Annotated in this window: 11 protein-coding genes; all 11 read right to left on the reverse strand. The window is 68.7% G+C overall.

All coding sequences use genetic code 11. From position 1 onward, the window contains the following. Window positions 1–133: 133 nt before the first annotated feature. Complete coding sequence (polA, locus tag HUA75_RS17265; protein WP_174487059.1) at window positions 134–2,857, reverse strand: DNA polymerase I; 2,724 nt, start codon at window positions 2,855–2,857, stop codon at window positions 134–136. A 45-nt stretch (window positions 2,858–2,902) separates the two neighbouring features. Then, window positions 2,903–5,122: an FHA domain-containing protein gene (locus HUA75_RS17270; RefSeq protein ID WP_141648450.1), complete on the reverse strand. Its 2,220-nt coding sequence runs from the start codon at window positions 5,120–5,122 to the stop codon at window positions 2,903–2,905. Window positions 5,123–5,128: 6 nt separating this feature from the next. Continuing rightward, on the reverse strand, window positions 5,129–6,919 hold the full coding sequence (locus tag HUA75_RS17275; RefSeq protein WP_174459001.1) for an ATPase, T2SS/T4P/T4SS family: 1,791 nt from the start codon (window positions 6,917–6,919) through the stop codon (window positions 5,129–5,131). Window positions 6,920–7,083: 164 nt separating this feature from the next. Further along, window positions 7,084–8,532, reverse strand: coding sequence for a type II and III secretion system protein family protein (locus HUA75_RS17280; protein ID WP_141648448.1), 1,449 nt, complete (start codon window positions 8,530–8,532; stop codon window positions 7,084–7,086). Window positions 8,533–8,562: 30 nt separating this feature from the next. After that, a complete protein-coding gene (locus HUA75_RS17285) occupies window positions 8,563–9,099 on the reverse strand; it encodes a prepilin peptidase (RefSeq protein WP_174459000.1) in 537 nt (178 codons plus the stop codon). A gap of 103 nt (window positions 9,100–9,202) precedes the next feature. Further along, on the reverse strand, window positions 9,203–10,072 hold the full coding sequence (locus HUA75_RS17290; RefSeq protein WP_141648946.1) for an FHA domain-containing protein: 870 nt from the start codon (window positions 10,070–10,072) through the stop codon (window positions 9,203–9,205). A 63-nt stretch (window positions 10,073–10,135) separates the two neighbouring features. Then, a complete protein-coding gene (locus tag HUA75_RS17295; RefSeq protein ID WP_371746130.1) occupies window positions 10,136–12,295 on the reverse strand; it encodes a hypothetical protein in 2,160 nt (719 codons plus the stop codon). Further along, window positions 12,292–13,758, reverse strand: a complete 1,467-nt coding sequence (locus tag HUA75_RS17300) for a YncE family protein (protein ID WP_174487061.1) — start codon at window positions 13,756–13,758, stop codon at window positions 12,292–12,294. The genes HUA75_RS17295 and HUA75_RS17300 overlap by 4 nt, the downstream gene beginning before the upstream one ends. Window positions 13,759–13,903: 145 nt before the next feature. Further along, window positions 13,904–16,009, reverse strand: a complete 2,106-nt coding sequence (gene glyS, locus HUA75_RS17305; protein ID WP_174487062.1) for a glycine--tRNA ligase subunit beta — start codon at window positions 16,007–16,009, stop codon at window positions 13,904–13,906. After that, window positions 15,999–16,991: a glycine--tRNA ligase subunit alpha gene (glyQ, locus tag HUA75_RS17310; RefSeq protein ID WP_141648943.1), complete on the reverse strand. Its 993-nt coding sequence runs from the start codon at window positions 16,989–16,991 to the stop codon at window positions 15,999–16,001. The genes glyS and glyQ overlap by 11 nt, the downstream gene beginning before the upstream one ends. Before the next feature lie 84 nt (window positions 16,992–17,075). Further along, the gene (locus tag HUA75_RS17315) at window positions 17,076–19,451 is read right to left on the reverse strand and encodes a serine/threonine-protein kinase (RefSeq protein WP_174487063.1); all 2,376 of its coding nucleotides are present in this window, start codon (window positions 19,449–19,451) and stop codon (window positions 17,076–17,078) included. Window positions 19,452–19,508: the final 57 nt, after the last annotated feature.

The raw sequence follows: 19,508 nt of genomic DNA on the forward strand, positions 1-19,508 counted from the left end.
AGACGCGTGGATGGGGGTCCGCGCGACTCGCCGGTCGGACGGGTCGGCATTGTTTGTGGGGGTGGTAGCGAAAAAACGAGTGGGTCCGCGGGGGGAGCGCCTACGGGGGTGGGCGCTCCTCCCGTGTTGTTTTTCAGTGGGCGTCCGACCAGCTCCGCCCCGCGCCGACATCCACCTTGAGCGGCACCTTCAGCGTGGCCACGCCCGCCATGCCGCGCGTCACCAGCGCCTTCACCTGCTCCACTTCCGCGTCGGGCGCCTCCAGCAGGAGTTCGTCGTGGACCTGGAGGAGCATCAGCGTGCGCAGGCCCTGGGCACGCAGCTCCGCGTCCACCACCAGCATGGCCTTCTTGATGAGGTCCGCGGCAGTGCCTTGAATCGGCATGTTGATGGCGGCGCGCTCGGCGGCCTGGGCCACGCCCCGGTTCTTCGAGTTCAGGTCCGCCATGTAGCGCCGGCGGCCGTAGAGCGTCTCCACGTAGCCCGTCTTGCGCGCCGTGTTGACGGTCTCCTCCAGGTAGCGGCGGATGCCCGCGTAGCGGATGAAGTAGCGCTCGATGATGTCGCGCGCCGTCTCCTGGGGGATGCCCAGCCGGGTGGCCAGGCCGTGGGGTGACAGGCCATAGGCGATGCCGAAGTTCACCATCTTCGCCACCCGGCGCTGCTCGCGGTCCACCTGGTCGGGCGCGACGCCAAACACCTCGGCGGCGGTGCGGCTGTGGACGTCCTCGTCGTTGCGGAACGCCTCCACGAGCACGGCGTCATCCGCGATATGGGCCAACAGGCGCAGCTCCACCTGGCTGTAGTCCGCGCTGACCAGCTGGTGGCCCGGGGCGGCCACGAAGGCGCGGCGAATCTCCCGGCCCAGCTCCGTGCGCACGGGGATGTTCTGGAGGTTGGGGTCGGTGGACGACAGGCGGCCGGTGGCGGTGGCCGCCTGGTGGTACGTCGTGTGGATGCGCCCGTCGGGGGCCACCAGCGTGGGCAGCGTGTCCAGGTACGTGCTCTTGAGCTTGGACAGGCTGCGGTACTCGATGATGGCGCCAGGCAGCGGGTGGTCCTCGGCCAGCTTCTCCAGCACCTCCTGGTCCGCGGAGGGGCCCGTCTTGCCGCGCTTGATGATGGGCAGGTTCAGCTCGGTGAAGAGCACCTGGACCAGCTGCGGGTTGGAGCCGATGTTGAACTCGTGGCCCGCGTGCTTGTAGACCTCCTTCACCTGCGCTTCGACGGCCGCGTCCACCTTCACGGAGATGCGCGCCAGCTCCACCGTGTCCAGGCTCACGCCCCGCTGCTCCATCCGCGCGAGGATGGGCAAGAGCGGCAGCTCCAGCTCCCGCGCCAGCTGCGCGAGCTTCGCCTCCTCCAGCTCCTTCCAAAGCTCCGGGGCCAGCCTGCGCGCCGCCTCCGCGCGCACCGCGAAGCCCGAGGCGACCTCCTCCGGCGAGTGGTCCGCCAGCGCCCTGTCCTTCTTGCCCCGCTTGCCTTCCGCCGCCGCGGGAAGCGCGGGCAGCTCCGTGGCCAGCCGCTCGCGCGCCAGGTCCGCCAGCGCGTGCTCGCGTCGTGAGGGATTGAGCAGGTAGCTCAAGAGTTCCACGTCGTCGTGCGCGCCGGCCAGCGTGAGGCCCTCGTTGGCCAGCACCAGCGTGAGGGCCTTGAGGTCATGCCCTCCCTTCTTCACCGCCGGATCCTCCAACACGCCTCGGAACGCGGCGGTGAAGGACTCGGGCCGAACCTGCGTCGCGCCCAGCACCGCGTGGCGCAGCGGCACGTAGCGCGTGCTCGCATCCGGCAGCGCCACGCCCAGGCCCACCAGCTTCGAGGCGAAGGGCATGCCCTCGTAGGCCGGAATCAGGCTGACCGAACCCGCGGCGCGCACGGCGTCCGCCAGGGCCTGGAGCTCCGCGTCGGTGCCCACCAGCGTCGTGGTGACGGCCAGGGGCGCGGGCTTCTCCTTCGCGGGTTCGGAGGACTCGGGCAGGCCCTGCTGGGGCAGGTCCTTGAGCAGCGCGTAGAACTCCAGCTCGGTGAAGAGCTCCCGCGCGCGCGCGGAGTCCACCTCCTTGCGGGTCAGCTCCGCCACGCGCACGTCGAGCGGCAGGTCCGTCTTGAAGGTCACCAGCCGCCGGGCGAGCAGGAGGCTCTCCCTGTGAGAGGCGAGGTTCTCCCGAACCTTCGGCTTCTTCACCTCGTCCAGCCGGGACAGGAGCGTGTCCACGTCACCGAACTGCTGGATGAGCTCCGTGGCCGTCTTGGGGCCGATGCCCGGCACCTTGGCCACGTTGTCCACCGCGTCGCCGATGAGCGCCAGGTAGTCGCGCATCTGCCGGGGCTCGATTCCCAGCCGCTCCTTCACGTCCTCGGGCCGGGTATGAACGTCCTTCATCGGGTCGAAGAGGCGCACGTCCTCGTCGACAATCTGGATGAAGTCCTTGTCCCCGGTGACGACCTGGACGCAGAAGCCCTCGGCCTTCGCCTTGTGGGCCAGCGTGCCGATGACGTCGTCCGCTTCCCAGCCCGCGAACTCCAGGATGGGCAGGTTGAGCGCCTCCACCACGCGGCGGATGAGCGCGAACTGCGGCACCAGGTCTTCGGGCGGGCCTTCGCGGTGGGCCTTGTAGTTGGGGTCTATCTTCTGGCGCTCGGTGCGGCTCTCCTTGTCGAAGGCGAGCGCCACGTGCGTGGGCTTCAAGTCCCGCAGGGACTTGAGCACCATGCGCGTGAAGCCGAGCACGGCGTTGGTGGGCACGCCCTTGCTCGACGTGAGCGGCGGAATCGCGTGGTAGGCGCGGAAGATGAAGCCGGACGCGTCGATGAGGACCAGGGTGGGCGCGGTGCGCGGGGGGCTGGTGTCGGCCATGCCCCCGTGCCTAGCGCGCCCGTCCCGCCCTGTCCAACTCGCTCGCTAGGGGCAGCTCCACTCCTTCTTCTTCGCGACGACCAGCTCCTCCACGCCGTCACCCTTGACGGCGAAGTCCAGCACCGCCGCCATGTCCGGGCAGCCGCCCGCCTGACGGAACGCGGAGAGCGCCGTGGCGGAGCAGAACCCCGCCGCCTTGTTCAGGTCCGGGTTGCCCGCGTAGAAGCCGAAGCCCAGCTTCCACATCCGGCACGCACGGCGCTTGTCGTCGCGGTCCGCCCAGTGCTTGCCGCGCTGGTACGACTTGTCCGCCATGTCCGCGAGGATGCTGCGCCGGTAGAACGACGGCTTGGGCTCCGCCAGGTCCAGCATCAGCGACTTATCCACCTCCAGCGCCTCGCGCAGCGGCTCGGCGGCCTTCTCCGGGTCATCCGCGGCCAGGTAGCTCTGGCCACCCTTGAAGAGCTGATCCACCGTGGACATCGTCTTGAGCATCTCGTCCGCCTGCGCGTGGAACTGCGCGGACTCGGAGCTGGCGCGCAGCTTCTGCAGGGTGGCCAGCGCCTCGCTGCCACGGCCGGCCCAGTAGTCCATCATCGCCGCCTGCATCAGCTTGTTCGGGTAGCGGCCCTTCACCGCCTCGAGCACCACCGTCTTCGGGTCCGTGGGCAGGTTGTCGCGGTTGAGCACCTCCGCCACCGGACACGTCCAGGGAATCGAGTTGGGGTCCAGCTTGATGCGCGAGATGAGGAACTTCACGAAGAGCGGATCCTTGGGCCGCCACTCGTTCTTCTTCAGGCGCCCTTCCAGCCTCACCTCGTAGCCGAGCGGCGGCTGCAGGTCGTCACGCGGCTGGTTCTGGCACCACACCGCCATGTACGTCTGGCAGCGAGGCACCGCCGCGCTCCACTGCGAGTCGCGCAGGTAGCGCTTGCAGTCGTCCAGCGCGCGCTTCGTCACCTGCTCGGCGGCCTCGGCCGCCTTGGCGCGGGCGCGGCGGAAGTACTCGCTCTCCTTCGGAATCTTGCGGAAGGAATCCAGCGCCTCCTCGGGCTTGAGGCGCTGCTGCAGCTTCTCTCCCATGGAGAAGTGCTCGAACGCGTCCTTCTCCAGCTTGATGCGCCGGATGAGGGTGTTGGCGTCGGTGTTGATGGGGTCCAGGTCCAGCACCTGCGAGCAGATCTGCTCGGCCTTGACCCAGTTGGGGGGCCCCAGCTCGCTGGAGGCATAGGAGCGGCACTCGCTGAGCAGCTCCGACACCTGCTGCGCGGGGTCGACGACGGCCCCGGTGCCCATGGGGCCTCCAGGGTCCACGGCTGTCTCGGGCATCAGCGCCTTGCCCAGCGCCGCCAGCAGCAGCACGCCCACCAGGCCGCCTCCGGCGATGAACAGCTTCTTGCGCCGGGCCTCCGGGTCCGCGCCGCCACCCTGCGCGCTGTCACGCCGCCGCGACGGGGGCGCCGAGCCCGCGCCTCGGCGGGCCGGAGCGTCGGCCTGGGGCGTCTCGAACGTCATCTCCACCACGCCGAACTGGAGCTGGTCCCCGGGCTCCAGGTCCACCGGCTCCGGGCCCAGCGGGTCGCCGTTGAGCAGCGTGCCGTTGGCACTGCCCAGGTCGCGCACCCGCACCCCGCCGCCGACCGACTCCAGCTCCGCGTGCTTCCGGCTGACCGAGTCGTCTTCCAGGATGATGCCCGCGGGAGGAAGGCGCCCCACGAGCACCTTGCCCTTGAGCGGGAAGGTCTTCCCCGCCCACGGCCCCACGGTGCCCCGCAGCAGGGGCCCACCGCCACCGCCGGGAGGACCGCCCGCGGGCCTGGGAGGCCGCTTCGCCGGTCCCGCACCCGTGGCACCAGCGGGCTTCGCCTTGATGCTGGGCAGGGCCCGGGTGGCGCGAGCACCGCCGCCCTCCGCGCCCACGGGCATGGCCTCCGCGCCCGCGGGCTTGGAGGCGCGCCGCGCGCCGGTGGCCCTACCAGGCGCCGCCTTGAGGCTCAGCGTGTAGTCGCCAAGAATGACTTCGGACTGAGGCGTGAGCGCGGTGGGCTCGGCGATGCGCTCGCCGTCCACGAAGGTGCCGTTGGCACTGCCCAGGTCCTCGATGAAGACCGTCCCCGCCTCGGAGAAGACGCGCGCGTGCGTGCGCGAGACCCCTCCCTCGGTGAGAAGGACCTCACAGCCCTGCTGACGGCCCAGCTTCAGCTCGCCGGCGACTTCGTACTCGTTTTCCGTGCCATCAGGCAGACGGACGACCAGTGTGGACATGGCGCGTCAGTCCTCGCGGAAGATGCTCATGTTGACGGGGATGCCCTTGCGCTGAAGCTCGTCATAGAACTTCGGCACGAAGCCGGACGCCACGAAGCGGCCACGCACCTTGTGGTCCTCCGTGAAGCCGTCCTGCTTGTAATAGAAGATGTCCTGGAGCGTGACGATGTCGACCTCCATGCCGGACACCTCCGTGACGTAGCAGATCTTCCGCGTACCGTCCGAGAAGCGCGTCTGCTGCACGATCATGTGCACCGCGCTGGCGATCTGCTCTCGGATGGCCTTCACCGGCAGCTCCATGCCGGACATCAGCACCATCGTCTCCAACCGGGCGATGGCGTCGCGCGGCGTGTTGGCGTGCAGCGTGGTGAGCGAGCCGTCGTGGCCCGTGTTCATGGCCTGGAGCATGTCCAGCGTCTCGCCCGAGCGGCACTCGCCCACGACGATGCGGTCTGGCCGCATGCGCAGGCAGTTCTTCACCAGGTCTCGGATGGTGATGGCGCCCTTGCCTTCGAGGTTGGGCGGGCGGCTCTCCAACTGCACCCAGTGGTCCTGGGGAAGCTGCAGCTCCGCGGCGTCCTCGACGGTGACGATGCGCTCACTGTCGGGGATGAACGAGCTGATGATGTTGAGCGTCGTCGTCTTCCCGGAGCCCGTGCCGCCGGAGATGACGATGTTGCGCCGCGCCTTGACGCACATCTCCAGGAACTCGGCCATCTGCGCGGTGAGCGTCTTGTACTTCACCAGGTCCGAGATCTTCAGCGAGTCCTTCTTGAACTTGCGGATGGTGATGCAAGGACCCTTCAGCGCCAGCGGAGGGATGATGGCGTTGACGCGACTGCCGTCCTTCAAGCGCGCGTCCACCAGCGGGCTGGACTCGTCGATGCGGCGGCCGATGGGCGCCACGATTCGCTCGATGACGCCGAGCACCGCCTGATTCGAGGAGAAGGTCTTCTCCGACAGCGTCAGCTGGCCCTTGCGCTCGATGTAGATCTGGTTGGCGTGGTTCACCATGATCTCGCTGATTTCATCCGACGCGAGGAACGCCTCGAGGGGCCCCAGGCCCAGCGCCTCGTTGATGACGTCGGTGAGCAGCTCCTCGCGGTCCACGTCCTCCGGAAGCTCTCCGTCCGCTTCCATCTGGTCGATGATGTCGCGGATGGCCTTCTCGGTCCGGCGCCACAGCTCATCGTCGCCGAGCCGGTCCATGTCCATGCGACGCAGGTCGAGGTACTCGATGAGCCGGTCGTGGATCTCCTTCTGGAGTCGCGTGTAGCGCTCCATCCGGGGGTCCACCTTCTTCTTGTTCTTCGCCAGGGCGGACGCCATGGACGCGGGCATGCGTCCGGCGACAGGAGCCTTGGCCGCGGGAGCCGGAGGCGGTTCCTCCTCGTACGGCTCCTCGTCCTCGTACTGCTCCTCTTCCTCGTACGGCTCTTCCTCACCCCCGTCGTCGTAGGCCTCCTCGGCCTGACCGGCGCGCGTCATCGCCGGACCCGCCTCCTCCACCAGCGGCTCCACGTTGATGATGTAGTCGCCGATGTAGATCTGGTCCGTCGGCTTCAGCACCTGTGGCGCGGCGATCTTCTTGCCGTTCACGAAGGTGCCGTTCGTGGACTTCATGTCCACGATGATGCACTTGCCATCCTTGGCGACGATGCGGGAGTGGTACTTCGAGACATTGCCCTTCGCGAGCATGATGTCATTGCCGGGCAGCCGACCGATGGTGATTTCCGGCTTGTGGTACTCACGCTGCTCGGTCCCGCCGCCCTTTTCCGCGAGGGTGATCAAAAACATGGGACGGATGCTAGCAAGCACCCCTTCCACCTCAAAGCGCCAGCCGCAGTCGACCTGCCCGCCCGCAAGGCGACGGGCCGGCATCCGCCCCGAAAAAGGGAGGAAACCGGCCCGTCCAGGGGCCCCAGGGGCCCCGACCCAAGGCGCCCCGAGGCGCCCGAGCATCAGTCGAAGATGTTGAAGTTCACCTCGGACCGGGCCTGCTTGTAGCGGCTCTTCACGTCCTCGATGATGGTGCGGACCTTGTCCGAGTCCGGGTTCACGATGCGTGGGGTCACGAAGATGACCAGCTCGCGCTTGGTGGAGTCGAACCCGCGGCTCTTGAAGAGCTCACCGATGATGGGGATGTGACCCAGACCGGGGATCTTCGAGATGGACTTCTGCTCGTCGTGGCTGAACACGCCGGACAGGACGATGGTCTCTCCGTGGCGCACGGTGACGTTCGTCTTCACCTTGCGGGTGCGGAAGCCGGGCACCGTGGACGAACCGCCGATGGACACGGCGACGGAGGTGTCGATTTCAGACGCCTCGGCCTCGATCTCCGTCTGGATGTTGCCGTTGCGGTCCGCGGTCGGGCGCAGGTTCAGGATGACGCCGTACTTCTTGTACTCGATGGAGAACTGGTTGTTGGTGATGAGGGGGATGGGGACCTCGCCACCGGCCAGGAACTCCGCCTTCTCACCGCTGGCGCACACCAGCTTGGGCTGCGCGAGCAGGCGGCCGTAACCGTCGTTGCCCTGGAAGCCGATGGAGAAGTCCGCGCCCGCCGTCAGACCCAGGTTGGAGCCGCCCTGCCCGAAGGTGCCCGGGAACAGCTCCTGCGTCACCGTGGCCGCGGCCGTCGCCGAGCCCGTGATATCCAACGGGTAGCGGATGCCGTAACGGTCGCGGCTGTTGCGGCGGATTTCGACGAACTGGACCTCGGAGAGGATCATCCGCTTGATGCCGACGACCAGCAGGTTCTCCACCTTCTCGCCAATGGCCTTGGTGATGAGCTCCGCCTTCTGGAGGTCCTGCTGGCTCTCCACGGAGCCCTCCAGGAAGATGGTCGCGCCCACGACGTTGGCCTGAACGTTCTTCAGGCCCGCCTTCTGGAACGCCGCGTTCAGGTTCTGCGCCACCAGCTTCTTGGCGTTGGGGGCGATCTTCACGAACGACTTCACGTTCGGATAGAGGCTCACCACCTGGTCGATGCGGTCCGCGTCCTGCGTGGTGTACGCCTGACCGTCCAGGTAGATGCGGTCACCCACCATGCGGACGGAGACACCTTCGATTTCGCCCAGGAGGCGCTTGATCTCGGAGATGACCTCGTTGGGGTCCTGCTTGCGGACGTTCACGAGGTAGCTGACGCGCTGCCCCGTGGTCTTCCAGATGAGCAGCGTCGTCTTGCCCTCCGCCTGACCGGTGATGAGGAGCTGACCGGAGCCGAGCGTCTTCACCTCGGCGATGGACGGGTCGCCGAGGGCCACCTTGCTGAGGCCTGGAATCGTGAGAACCTTCTGGGCGCCTACCCCGAGGCTGACGCTGGTGCCATCCTGAGCCAGGGCGGAGCCACTGGCCACCAGGGCAACGAGTGCGCCAAGCGCGGCGGCATGCGTGAAGCGTGTGAACATCGTGCGTGTCCCCTCTTCCAAGTCTCTGCGCTAACCCAAGCTTTCGTGCTGCCACCACAGCGCCCAGAGTGTTCCGAGCGCGATGGCCACCCCGTAGGGGATATGACGCCGCTCGGTGGGTTGCGCGTCCGAGCGCGCCAGGTGCAGTCGCACCGCCCAGCGCCGCAGCGCCGCCGCCACCGTGTCCCAGACCGCCCCTTGCCACAGGAGCGAAACCACCGCCTGGGCCGCACCCACCAGGGAGATGAACGCGGCGGCCGCCATCGACGCCGGGAACCCCAGCACGGCGCCCACCCCTCCCATCAACTTCACGTCACCCCACCCCATCCGCCCCCGCGCCGCCGCCGGCACCAGCAGCAGTGCCAGGCCCACGCCCGACAGCAGCCCGCTGACCAGCCCCTGCTCCAGCCCTCCCACCCCTTCGGTGGCGAGGCGCACTCCCAGCCCCACCGCCATCAGCGGGTAGGTGACCACGTCGAGGATCTCTCGGCGCAAGACATCGGTTACCACCGAGATCACCAGGGCCACTCCAAGGACCGTCCACAGCGCGATGTGTCCAGGCGTCATCCGTCGCCTGTCCCATTCGCGTCCAGGCGTCCGGTATCAAACCAGGGACGCCTGGAGGCCGTCAATTGGCGAACAGCGAGTTGCCCCGGAAGACGGGGCTCACTCACCGGAGGACGAGCCGGATCTTCTCGCTGCAGATGAAGTACTCGTCCCCGTCTTCGACCTTCCGGCGCTTGATTCGCTGCTTGTTGAACCATGTGCCGTTGGAAGACCCCAGGTCCTCGATGATCCAATCGTGGCCTTCCTGGGCGATGACCGCGTGCTCGCGGGAGACCTTCCCGGAGTTGATGACGAAGTCGCAGTGCTTGCCGCGGCCGATGACGAAGCGCTCCTTGATGATGCGCTCCTGATCTCCGGACTCGGTGACGAGGTACAGGGCGTTGCCTTCGTCCTCCTCCTCGGCGAGCTCGTCGGCGGGCTCCTCCTCGGGCTCGGCCTGCTCGTCCTCCAGGCCCGGGTCGTCCTGATCCTCGGGCAGGGGCTCCTCATCCTCCTCGACCATGTCGTCGTTGGGAGGAGGCGGCTCGTTCTTGCCCTTGATGAGGCGCTCCAGCTCCGCGGCCGTCTCCAGGACGCGCTCGGCCACCTCGCGGCGCACCGGGTCATTGTCCAGGCCGTTGGCGGAAGCGCGCTCTTCAGCGGCGGCCGAACGGCCACCGGGACGAGGCGGAGGAGGCGGCTCCGCCTTCGGGGCGGGCGCGGGCGCCAGCACCGGGGGCGAAGAAGCACGAGGAGCGGGAGCCGCGGAGATGGGGGCCGGACGCGCGGGCGCGGGCGCGGCGGAGGGCGCGGCGTGCGCCTCCGCTCGGGACCTTGCCTCGATGAAGCCGTTCAGACGCGCGAACATGAAGAGCGCCTGGTTGATCAGCGCATCGCGGTCCGAGCCCATCTGCTGGGCCATCTCTTCGTACGTGTCCCACAGGTGGTCGGCGATTCCGACCTTGCGGGCGGGGCGTGAGTTCTGATCGATCATCGGTCTTGACTCGGACGGTACAGGATGACCCGGACTCTAACAGACACCTCTCCCCACGCCCAATTACTCGAAGTAGGACAGCGCGACGTCGTTGAGGGTGTTGGTCCGCACCTCGTTCAGGTTCACCTGTAGAATTCCGTCCGCGGAAGGATAGGCGATGTAGGCCAGCGCGGTGCCACCTGCCTGGGAGCCCACGACGGGGCCTGGCAGCGTGTAGAACTGCAGACCCGCGCCCGAACTGCTCGACGTATTCACCCCGAAGACGTGGGTGAGCACGCCCGAGCCCACCGCCACCACGTAGCGGTCTCCTCGGACCAGACCCTCGCTGACGTCCACGCGGAGCCGCAGGGGCGGCGGGGTGGGCGGATAGAGGGGCACTGTCAGGCCCCCGGAGCCACAGCCCGTGAGCGTCGTCGTCGCCAGGAAGTCGGTCGGATGGAAAGTGTAGGAGCCCGTCGGGATCTCATAGCCAGACCCGACACCCTCCACGTCTCGCGACAGCAGACTGCCGTTCTCATCCACCAGCAGGAAGGGCTGCTCTCCCGACGCCAGCACCGTGAAAAGCGGGAGCTCCGCGCAGTCCGCCGGGATGGGGGTGAGCGTCTCCAGCCGCACCTTCCCTGCTTCCGCCGCGGGCTGAATCGACGACACGACCAGGTCCGTGGTGCAGATGATATCCAGGCTGGCCAGCACGATCACATCCCCCACCCTCACCTGCTTGCTGGCCTCGGCTGGCTGGGGAATCTCGAAGCTCGTCGGCGTCGACAGGTCCCGCGCCAGGTCGAACGCACCCGGGAATGCCCCCTGGTAGATGAAGCGGAAGAGGCCATTCGCCACCGAGCCCTCGAAGAGGCCCTTGCGGGTGACGCTCGGCCCCGTGGGATTCGCCGGGTCGCAGGGATACTCAAGGGTTTGAGACACGTCGACGCGCGTGGACACCCCTGCAATGTCGATTGTTTCTTCCGCCTGGTTGCGGGCCACCACGTTCACGAACGCCCTGCGCGTATCCAGGTCGAAGTCGCGTCGATCGCTCGCGGAGAACACGGTGATGGAGCCGTTGGACGAGGGCAGCAAGCCGAGCAGCGGCACGGTGGCGGTATCGTTCACCGACACCCCTCCATCGTCTCCGATGAGGGTCAGGAGCAGCGACGCATCCGGGATGAGCGCCAGCCCCGTCGGGAGACCATCCTGGGGAAGAATGGGGAGCATGGGCGCGCCACTCAGGTCCGTGGCCTTCAGCCCCGTCGTCGAGTCCACGGCGAGCACGCCAGAGCACTCCGGCGCCCCGCCGCAGGAGACCTCGTCCTTGACGCCATAGACGAACCGACCCGCGGGCATCTCGGAGAACTCGTTCACGTCGGGAGTCGAGGTGTCATCCTGTCGGGTGACGACGCGGGGATGGGAGACCACGATCCGCACGGGCGTGTTGTCGAAGCCCGCGGACAGGTCGCGCGTCGCCGTGGAGGGCACGGTGCAGTCCTCGCTCGTGGTCGGATTCGCATCCGTCACCAGCAGCGTGCGCCCGGAGCGCCCGGACGCCTGCCGCGTGGCCACCACGAGCTGGCTGTCCGGAAGCACCGCCATCGCCTGGACGGACTCGCCCGGCTGGAGGCAGAACAGCGTCACCGGGGCCGGCACCAGCTCGCCCGCCTCGAGCGCCTCGGGCCCGGGCAGCGCCTGACGCTCGATGCGAGACCCACCGCTGTCGTCCTCGAAGGGCGCGTCGGGGTCCTGGATGGCGTAGTAGAGCAGGCTCGGCGCAGCCGGCTCACCCTCGGGGCGCACGTCCGGCGAGCGGGCCGCGAAGGCCGTCACCAGGCTGCGCGCGGACAGCCGCTGCATCTGCACCAGTCGCGCGGGGTCCGCGGCCACCACGGAGATCTGCGAGGCTCCGGCGCTGCGCGCGTACACATACGGCCCTGGAAGCTCCGAGCCATCGGCCTTGTAGCCCACGTCATGCGTGAGCGAGTCCGGCCGGTCCAGCACGGGGATGGCCAGCGTCTGGAGCGGGTTGGGCGCGGGGATGAACTGCCTGGGATTGGCCGCCAGGTCCAACACCTGGAGTTCGTCCCGATCCGACGACGTCACGAAAACCAGGTTCCCGACGAGCGTCAGGTCATAGGTACCGGACAGACCGGCGATGCCCGTCGTGGCCTGGGTGTCGGAGCAACCGACGGTCAGCCCGGCGCACGCGAGGAGGAGGGTGAGGGTTCCGCGCTTCACGGGGAGGACTCCTGGCACACACTGGTGCCCTGACGCGTGTCGCGCAGCTGCTGCACGCCGAGCAGGGCGACCCGCCGCGCATCCTGCGGCCGGTCGAGGTTGGGAATGTCGATGACAGCGACGCGTCCGTCGCCAAAGGTGGTGGCGAACAGGCGCGCCGAGTTGTTGCGCACGTCCGCCGTCAATCCGAAGGGCTGGCTGGGCTGGGCCGGGTCCTGGTTGCCCACGAGCACCTGCGCGACGAGCTGCCCCACCTCTTCGTCGTAGATGGAGACGGCCTCGTCGCCGCTGCCCGTCACCGCCACCAGGTTGCCCCGGCCAGGGCCACGCGAGATGACCTCCAGCTCACTGGCGCTCTCCGGCAGCGACTGCGCCGACACCACGCGCAGCGTGGGCAGGTCCGCCAGCGCGTTCTCGATGTCGAGCACGAGCAGCGTGTCCGGGCCGCGCGCCAGCAGGTAGACACGCTCGCGGTTGGGGTCCACCTGCGTCGGGTTGTCGCGCATCATCAACTGCACCACCGCGATGCCGCGCGCCTCGCGGATGGAGTAGATGGCCCTCAGGTCGGACTCAAGGACGCGCCCCGTGTTCGTCTGGTCCACCAGCCGCAGCACGAAGCTGGCGGCGAGCGCACCCAGCTGATCCGTCGCGGAGTTCCGCCCGGACGCATAGAGGTAGCGACCACCGATGGCCACCGAGTGCGCCGCGCCCGCCAGCAGGCCATTGACGCCCAGCGGGACGAAGCTGGACGTGCTCAGCTCCTCGCGCGTGGGAGCCGAGGCGGGCAGGTCCACCAGGTACGACTGAAGCTCGGACTGGGACTCCGCCGCGGGCGGGCCCACCAGCTCCGTGTGCGTCACCCACACCCGGGAGTCGGGGTTGGTGCGCTCCACGGCGACGCCCATCGGCGACGGGGCACCAGGAAGGCCGTCCTTCGACGCTCCCGGGACACCCACCAGGGACAGCGCGTTCACCCGGCAGTCGCGCCCGTTACCGCCCTGCGCGCAGTTCACGTTCGCGCCGTCATCCGACACGTCGATGACCTGCAGGTAGCTTCCCTCCGCGCGCGTCGGGACGAACAGGCGAGGCGGGCGGCCAGGCGGGCTCCACAGGGCCATCTCCCCCGCGAAGCTGTCGATGAACACGAAGGCCGGCGGCGTGACGTGCAGCTCGGTGATGAGCGCGGGGAAGCTGGCGACCTCCGTGGCGTCGGAGAAGTCCTTGCCAAAGGGCCGCAGCCCCAAGGCGTCCAGGTCCAGCGCCGTCACCGCGCCAGAGGCGTAACACTTGTCGAAGTTCGCTCCCGCCACGTACAAGAATCCGTTCGTGGATGTAGAAACCTCGGGGCGCCAGAAGGCGACACCGCTCGGATAGACGAGGCGAGTGGACGGCGGAGGCTGCGGCTCGGAGTCGACGGAACACGACACGAGCAGCAGCGCGGAGGTGACGAGGTAGGCGCGCATCAGAGGGGGGCGGAGTGTAGGAAGGGGCCTCCCCCCGGGCAACCGGAAAGGATGGCATCCATTCCCGGGAGCCCTCCAGCAGACGAACTGGGACCCCCAGGGACGTGCTTCATCCCCCGGGGGGCAGGCAACCGCCAGACGGCGGTCAGGCGGCCGCTTCGGCCTGGATCTTCGAGAAGTCGGCCACCTGGTTGAACAGGGCGCCAATCTCCGTGAGGAGCCGGATACGGTTTTCCCGGAGCTCCTTGTCCTCGGCCATGACCATCACCTTGTCGAAGAAGGTGTCCACGGCGGGCTTCAGACCGGTGATTTCCTTCAGGGCGCCAGAGAAGTCGTCCGACTGGACGAACCCCGCCACGGAGTTGCGGGCCTGGGTGAAGGCGGAGTGGAGCTGACGCTCGGCGTCGTCCACCAGCTTCTGGGACTGCGTCTGCCCGCCCGCCACGTCGCGGCCCTGCTTCTCCACGATGTTGACCACGCGCTTGAAGGCCACGGCCAGGGGCTGGAAGTCCGCGCGCCCGACGATGAGGCTCAACGCCTCCAGGCGCTTGTGCGCGGCCACGAGGTCGTCGAACCCCGCCGCCAGCACCGCCTCCACCACGTCCGTGCGGTGCTGCTCGCCCCACAGCGACTTGAGCCGGCCCCGGAAGAACTCCAGCACCTGCTCGCGCGGAGCGGCATCACCCGCCTTGCGCTTGACGTTGGTCAGCTTGGGCGCAAGCAGCCGCAGCGCCTCGTCCACCGCTCCCGCCAGGCTGAAGCGATAGCCCCGGCCCAGCACCAGCCGGATGATGGCGATGCACGCCCGGCGCAACCCGAACGGGTCCGCCGCGCCGCTGGGCGCCTTGCCAATGGCGAAGATGCCGCACAGCGAGTCCAGCCGGTCCGCGATGCCGATGAGCGCGCCCGCGTCCTGAGTGGGCAGCGCGTCCTCGGCGCCGCGAGGCAGGTAGTGCTCGAAGATGGCCTGGGCCACCGCCTCCGGCTCGCCACTGGCGCGCGCGTACTCGCGGCCCATGACGCCCTGGAGCTCCGGGAACTCGCCCACCATGCCGGTGACGAGGTCCGCCTTGGCCAGCGTGGCGGCGCGCTCGATGGTCGCGCTCTCCCCTGCCCGCTTCGTCTGGACCGCCAACCACACGCCCAGCGTGCGGAAGCGCTCCACCTTCTCCAGATACGTGCCCAGCTGCCCCTGCCACACCACGCGGCCCAGCTTCTCCACGCGGTCCATCAGCGGCGTCTTGCGGTCCTCGTCGTAGAAGAACCGGCCGTCCGCCAGACGCGCGCGCAGCACGCGCTGGTAGCCGCGCAGGCTCAACTGCTCGTCGCGCACGGGCGTGTTGGACACGGCGATGAACTTGGGCAGCAGCTTCCCCGCCCCGTCCACCAGCGAGAAGTAGCGCTGGTGGCTCTTCATCTCCTGCACCAGCACCTCCGGGGGCAGGTCCAGGTGCCGCTCCTCGAACGTCCCGACGACGGGGCTGGGCAGCTCCACCAGGTTCGTCACCTGGTCTACCAATCCCTCGTCCTCCAGCAGCTTGCCGCCGGCCGCCTTGGCCGCCGCCGCCAACTTCTCCACCAGCTGCGCGCGACGCTTCGCGATGTCCGCGACGACGTGCGCCTTCGCCAGCGCGGCCTCGTAGTCCGCGGGCGCCTTCAGCTCGATGGCGCCCGGCGCCAGGAACCGATGACCGTGGGTGGTGCGGCCGCTCTTCACGTCGCCGAAGACGACGGGAATCACGTCGCCGCCCAGCAGCGCCACCAACCACTGCACCGGACGCGCGAAGGACGCCTCCACGTCACCCCAGCGCATGGACTTGCGGAAGTTGATGGAGTGCACCGCGACATGCAGCGCGTCCTTCAGCGTGTCCGCCGCCGGACGCCCCTTCTCCTCGACGCGCGCGGACAGGTACTCGCCCTTCGCCGTCTGCGAGCGGCCCAGCTTGTCCACCGACAGCTTGAGGCTCTCGGCGAACTTCTCCGCCGCCTTGGTGGGCTTGCCCTCGGCGTCGAACGCGGCCTTGGCGCTGGGCCCCAGCACCTCCTTCACCACGTCCTCGCCCGAGTCCGCCACGTCCCGCACCAGCACCGCCAGTCGCCGGGGCGTGCCGTAGACGCTCACCTCGCCGTGCTTCAGGCGCGCCTCCGCCATGCGCTCCGTCAACGCGCGACGCAGGTCCTCCAGCGCGGGGCCGATGAACGACGCGGGAATCTCCTCCGCGCCAATTTCCAGCAGCAGGTCACGCGCCACGAGCCACCTCCGCCTTCTCCTTCTTCTCCACCGGCTTGTTGAGCTGAACCGTCTTCCAGTACTCGCTGGCGGGCTTGCCCTCGAGGAGGGCCGGCTGCTCTCCCACCGTCCACGGCGTCTTCAACAGCGGGTAGCCCAGACGCTCGCGCATCTGGAGGTAGCCCTCCGCGCACAGCCGCGCGTTGTCGCGCACGCGCTTGATGAACGCCGCGCGCTCCGTGACGGAGATGGCGCCGCGCGCATCCAACAGGTTGAACGTGTGCGAGCACTTCAGCGCGAAGTCATACGCCGGCAGCGGCAGCTGACGCTCGATGAGGCGCTTGCACTCCTTCTCGTACGCGTCGAACAGCGCGAAGAGCATGCCCGCGTCCGACTCCTGGAGCGCGTACCTGCTCATCTCCACCTCGTTGGGGTGGAACACCTCGCGGTACTTCACGCCCTTGACCCATTCGATGTCGAAGACGTTCTCCACGTTCTGCAGATACATGCAGATGCGCTCCAACCCGTAGGTGAGCTCCGCGGAGACGGGCTTGCAGTCGAAGCCGCCGCACTGCTGGAAGTAGGTGAACTGCGTCACCTCCATCCCGTCGCACCACACCTCCCAGCCCAGGCCCCAGGCGCCGAGCGTGGGGGACTCCCAGTCGTCCTCGACGAACCGGATGTCGTGCTCCAGGGGGTCGATGCGAATCTTCCGCAACGACTCCAGATACAGCTCCTGCACGTTCTTCGGCGCGGGCTTGAGGATGACCTGGAACTGGTGGTGCTGGAACAGGCGGTTCGGGTTCTCTCCGAACCGGCCGTCCGCGGGGCGCCGCGAGGGCTGCACGTACGCCACGTTCCAGGGCTCCGGACCGAGCGCGCGAAGAAACGTGTACGGGGCCATGGTGCCCGCGCCGACTTCGAGGTCGTACGGCTGCGTGTTGATGCAGCCCTGGTCGGCCCAGTGCTTCTGGAGCGTGAAGATCAGATCCTGGAAATACATAGCTTTGGGTGTCCTTCTCGCATTGCGTCGAAGGAAGAGCCCGCGGACCCTAGTGAGGGGGTCCGGGGGCGTCAAGGACGGCGCTCACTCCTTGTACAGGGGGAGGTCCGCCAGTCGAATCTGCAGTTTGGTCACTTCGCCGGGACGCACGGGCGCCGACAAACGACGGCTCGCCGCCTCCGCATCCGTGGGGTCGACCAACCTCAGGCTGTAGGTTCCCACCGGCAGGGGGAACTTCAGCAGCGGCGTGGTACCCAACTGGGTGGCCCCGTCGAACACGGCCGCCCGAGGCACCGTGTAGAGGGTGATCCACCCCAGGCCCGCCTTCGCCGCGCCCTTGGGCGTGCTGGTGTCCATCACCTCCGCCAGCATGTCCGGGTCCTGCGTCACGGTGGTGACCGGCTCGGGCACATCCTTGGCCTTGCTCTCGGCGCGGCGCGGGGTGGGCTTGCCGGAGGCCTCCGCCACCCCCTTCCCGGTCGGCGACGTCGCGGCGTCCTTCCCCTTGCGCGGGGACGTGACGGACGCGGTGCGCACCGCGGGCGTGCCAGACGGCTCCGGTGCGGCGGGTTGCTTCTCGACGGGCTCCGGTGCGGGCTCTTGCGCGGCGGCCTGGGCCCCCGGACGTGGGTCCACCGGCGCCGTCGTGCCAGGAAAGCCCGGCGGCGGGCCCGGCTTCTGTTGAGGAGGCCACGGCGCTTCCGCCGCGGGGTCCTTCGAGGGCTGCGAATCCAACTCCGCCTTCACCCAGGCCTTCGCGGAGTCGACGGCGGGAAGGAACTGCGCGCGGACGGAGGGCAGCGTCGCCGCCCAGCCCAACCCGCCCAGGACCACCAGCATCACCAGTCGCCCCATCCAGCGCGACGGCGGCTTGGCGACAGGCGTCTGCCGAGGCGTGTCCGAGCGCTCCGCGTCACCTCGCGTGGCGCCACGCCCCGCTCGCGCGCCCGCCTGATTCGCTCCGGGACGCGGCGGACGGGTGCGGAACTGCTGCGTCGAGAGGTCGCTCGGCTCGTCGAGAGACTCCGCATCCTCCGCGGACTCCTCGGGTCGGGGCCGGGGCGTACGAGAGAGCCCTGATTCCAGGGCGAGCCGAGGCTTGCGCGGCGTCGCCGAGGTGGGCTCGGACGCGGCCCTTCGCTGCGGTACGGCCTTGGGCCCGCTGCCGGCACCCGCGCGCGTCGGTATCTCCGGGTCCGTCGGCGTGGCGGGCCGGCGCTGCGGCGTCGGCTTGGGCGCGCTGCCCACCCCCACGCGGGTGGAGAGCTCCGAATCCGTCGGCGCCGCTGGACGTCGCTGCGGCACCGGCTTGGGCGCGCTGCTCACGTCCGTGCGGCTCTGCACCGCCGTCGAAGAGGGCCCTGCTGGCGGAACCTTCGCTCGCGGCGTGGGAACCCGCGTGGCGGCTCCGGGCTCGGCCACTTCATCCTGTTGCAGCGCGCCGGCAACCTCGCTCACCCGGGCGTCCTCGGCGCTGCTGGCCAGCTCCAGGAGCGTGCGCGTCTTCTGGCGCTTCTCCTGGAACAGCGCGCCCATCACCTCGGTGATGCCGTCCTCGTCGAACAGCTCCGGCCCCAGCGCCGCCTCGATGGCGCGCGCCATCTCCCGGCCGCTCGCGAAGCGCTGCGCCACGTCGCGCGACAACGCGCGCATCACCACCGCGTCCAGCGCCTCCGGGATGTCCGGGTTGCCCGCGCGGGGCGAGACGACGTTCGCCTCCACGATCTGCAGCATCACCGCGGCCTCGTGCGGACCGTTGAACAGCCGCTGGCCGGTGAGCATCTCGTGCAGCATCACCCCCACGGAGAACAAGTCGCTGCGGCCGTCCATCCCCTGGCCACGCACCTGCTCCGGGGACATGTACCCACTGGTCCCCTTCACCGTGCCCACCTGCGTACGGCCCAGCCGGCCGCGCGCCTTGGCGATGCCGAAGTCGATCACCTTGACGACCCCGTCATAGGTGAGCATCACGTTCTTCGGAGACACGTCGCGATGCACCACCGACACCGGACGCCCGGAGGGGTCCGTGAAGTGGTGCGCGTAGTGCAGCCCCAGGCAGGTATCGCGAATCACCCGCCCGATGAAGCCGAGCGGCAACCCGTACTGCTGCCGCGTGGAGGCCTTGACCACCTGCTCCAGGTTCTGCCCGGGCAGGAACTCCATGGCCAGGTACAGCTCGCCGCCGTCCTCGCCCAGGTCGAACACCTGCCCGATGTTCGCGTGCGAGAACGCCGCCGTGATTCGCGCCTCATCCAGGAACATCTGGACGAATTGCTCGTCCTTCTTGATGTCCGGGAGGATCTGTTTGACGGCGACGAACTTTCGAAAGCCGCCCGGTCCCGAGGTGAAGGCGAGAAAAAGCTCCGCCATTCCGCCCATCGAGAGGCGGGTGAGGATTTCGTACTTTCCGATGCGCCGCCCCCGGTCGGGATCTTCGCTGGCGCCATCCTGCCTGGCCATGAAGCCCAGCATGTTATCCGCGCGAGCCATCCCCGTCGATGACAGTCGCGCGAAAAG

Source organism: Myxococcus sp. CA040A, assembly GCF_013336725.1.
In the GTDB taxonomy this organism is placed as follows: Bacteria; Myxococcota; Myxococcia; order Myxococcales; family Myxococcaceae; genus Myxococcus; species Myxococcus llanfairpwllgwyngyllgogerychwyrndrobwllllantysiliogogogochensis.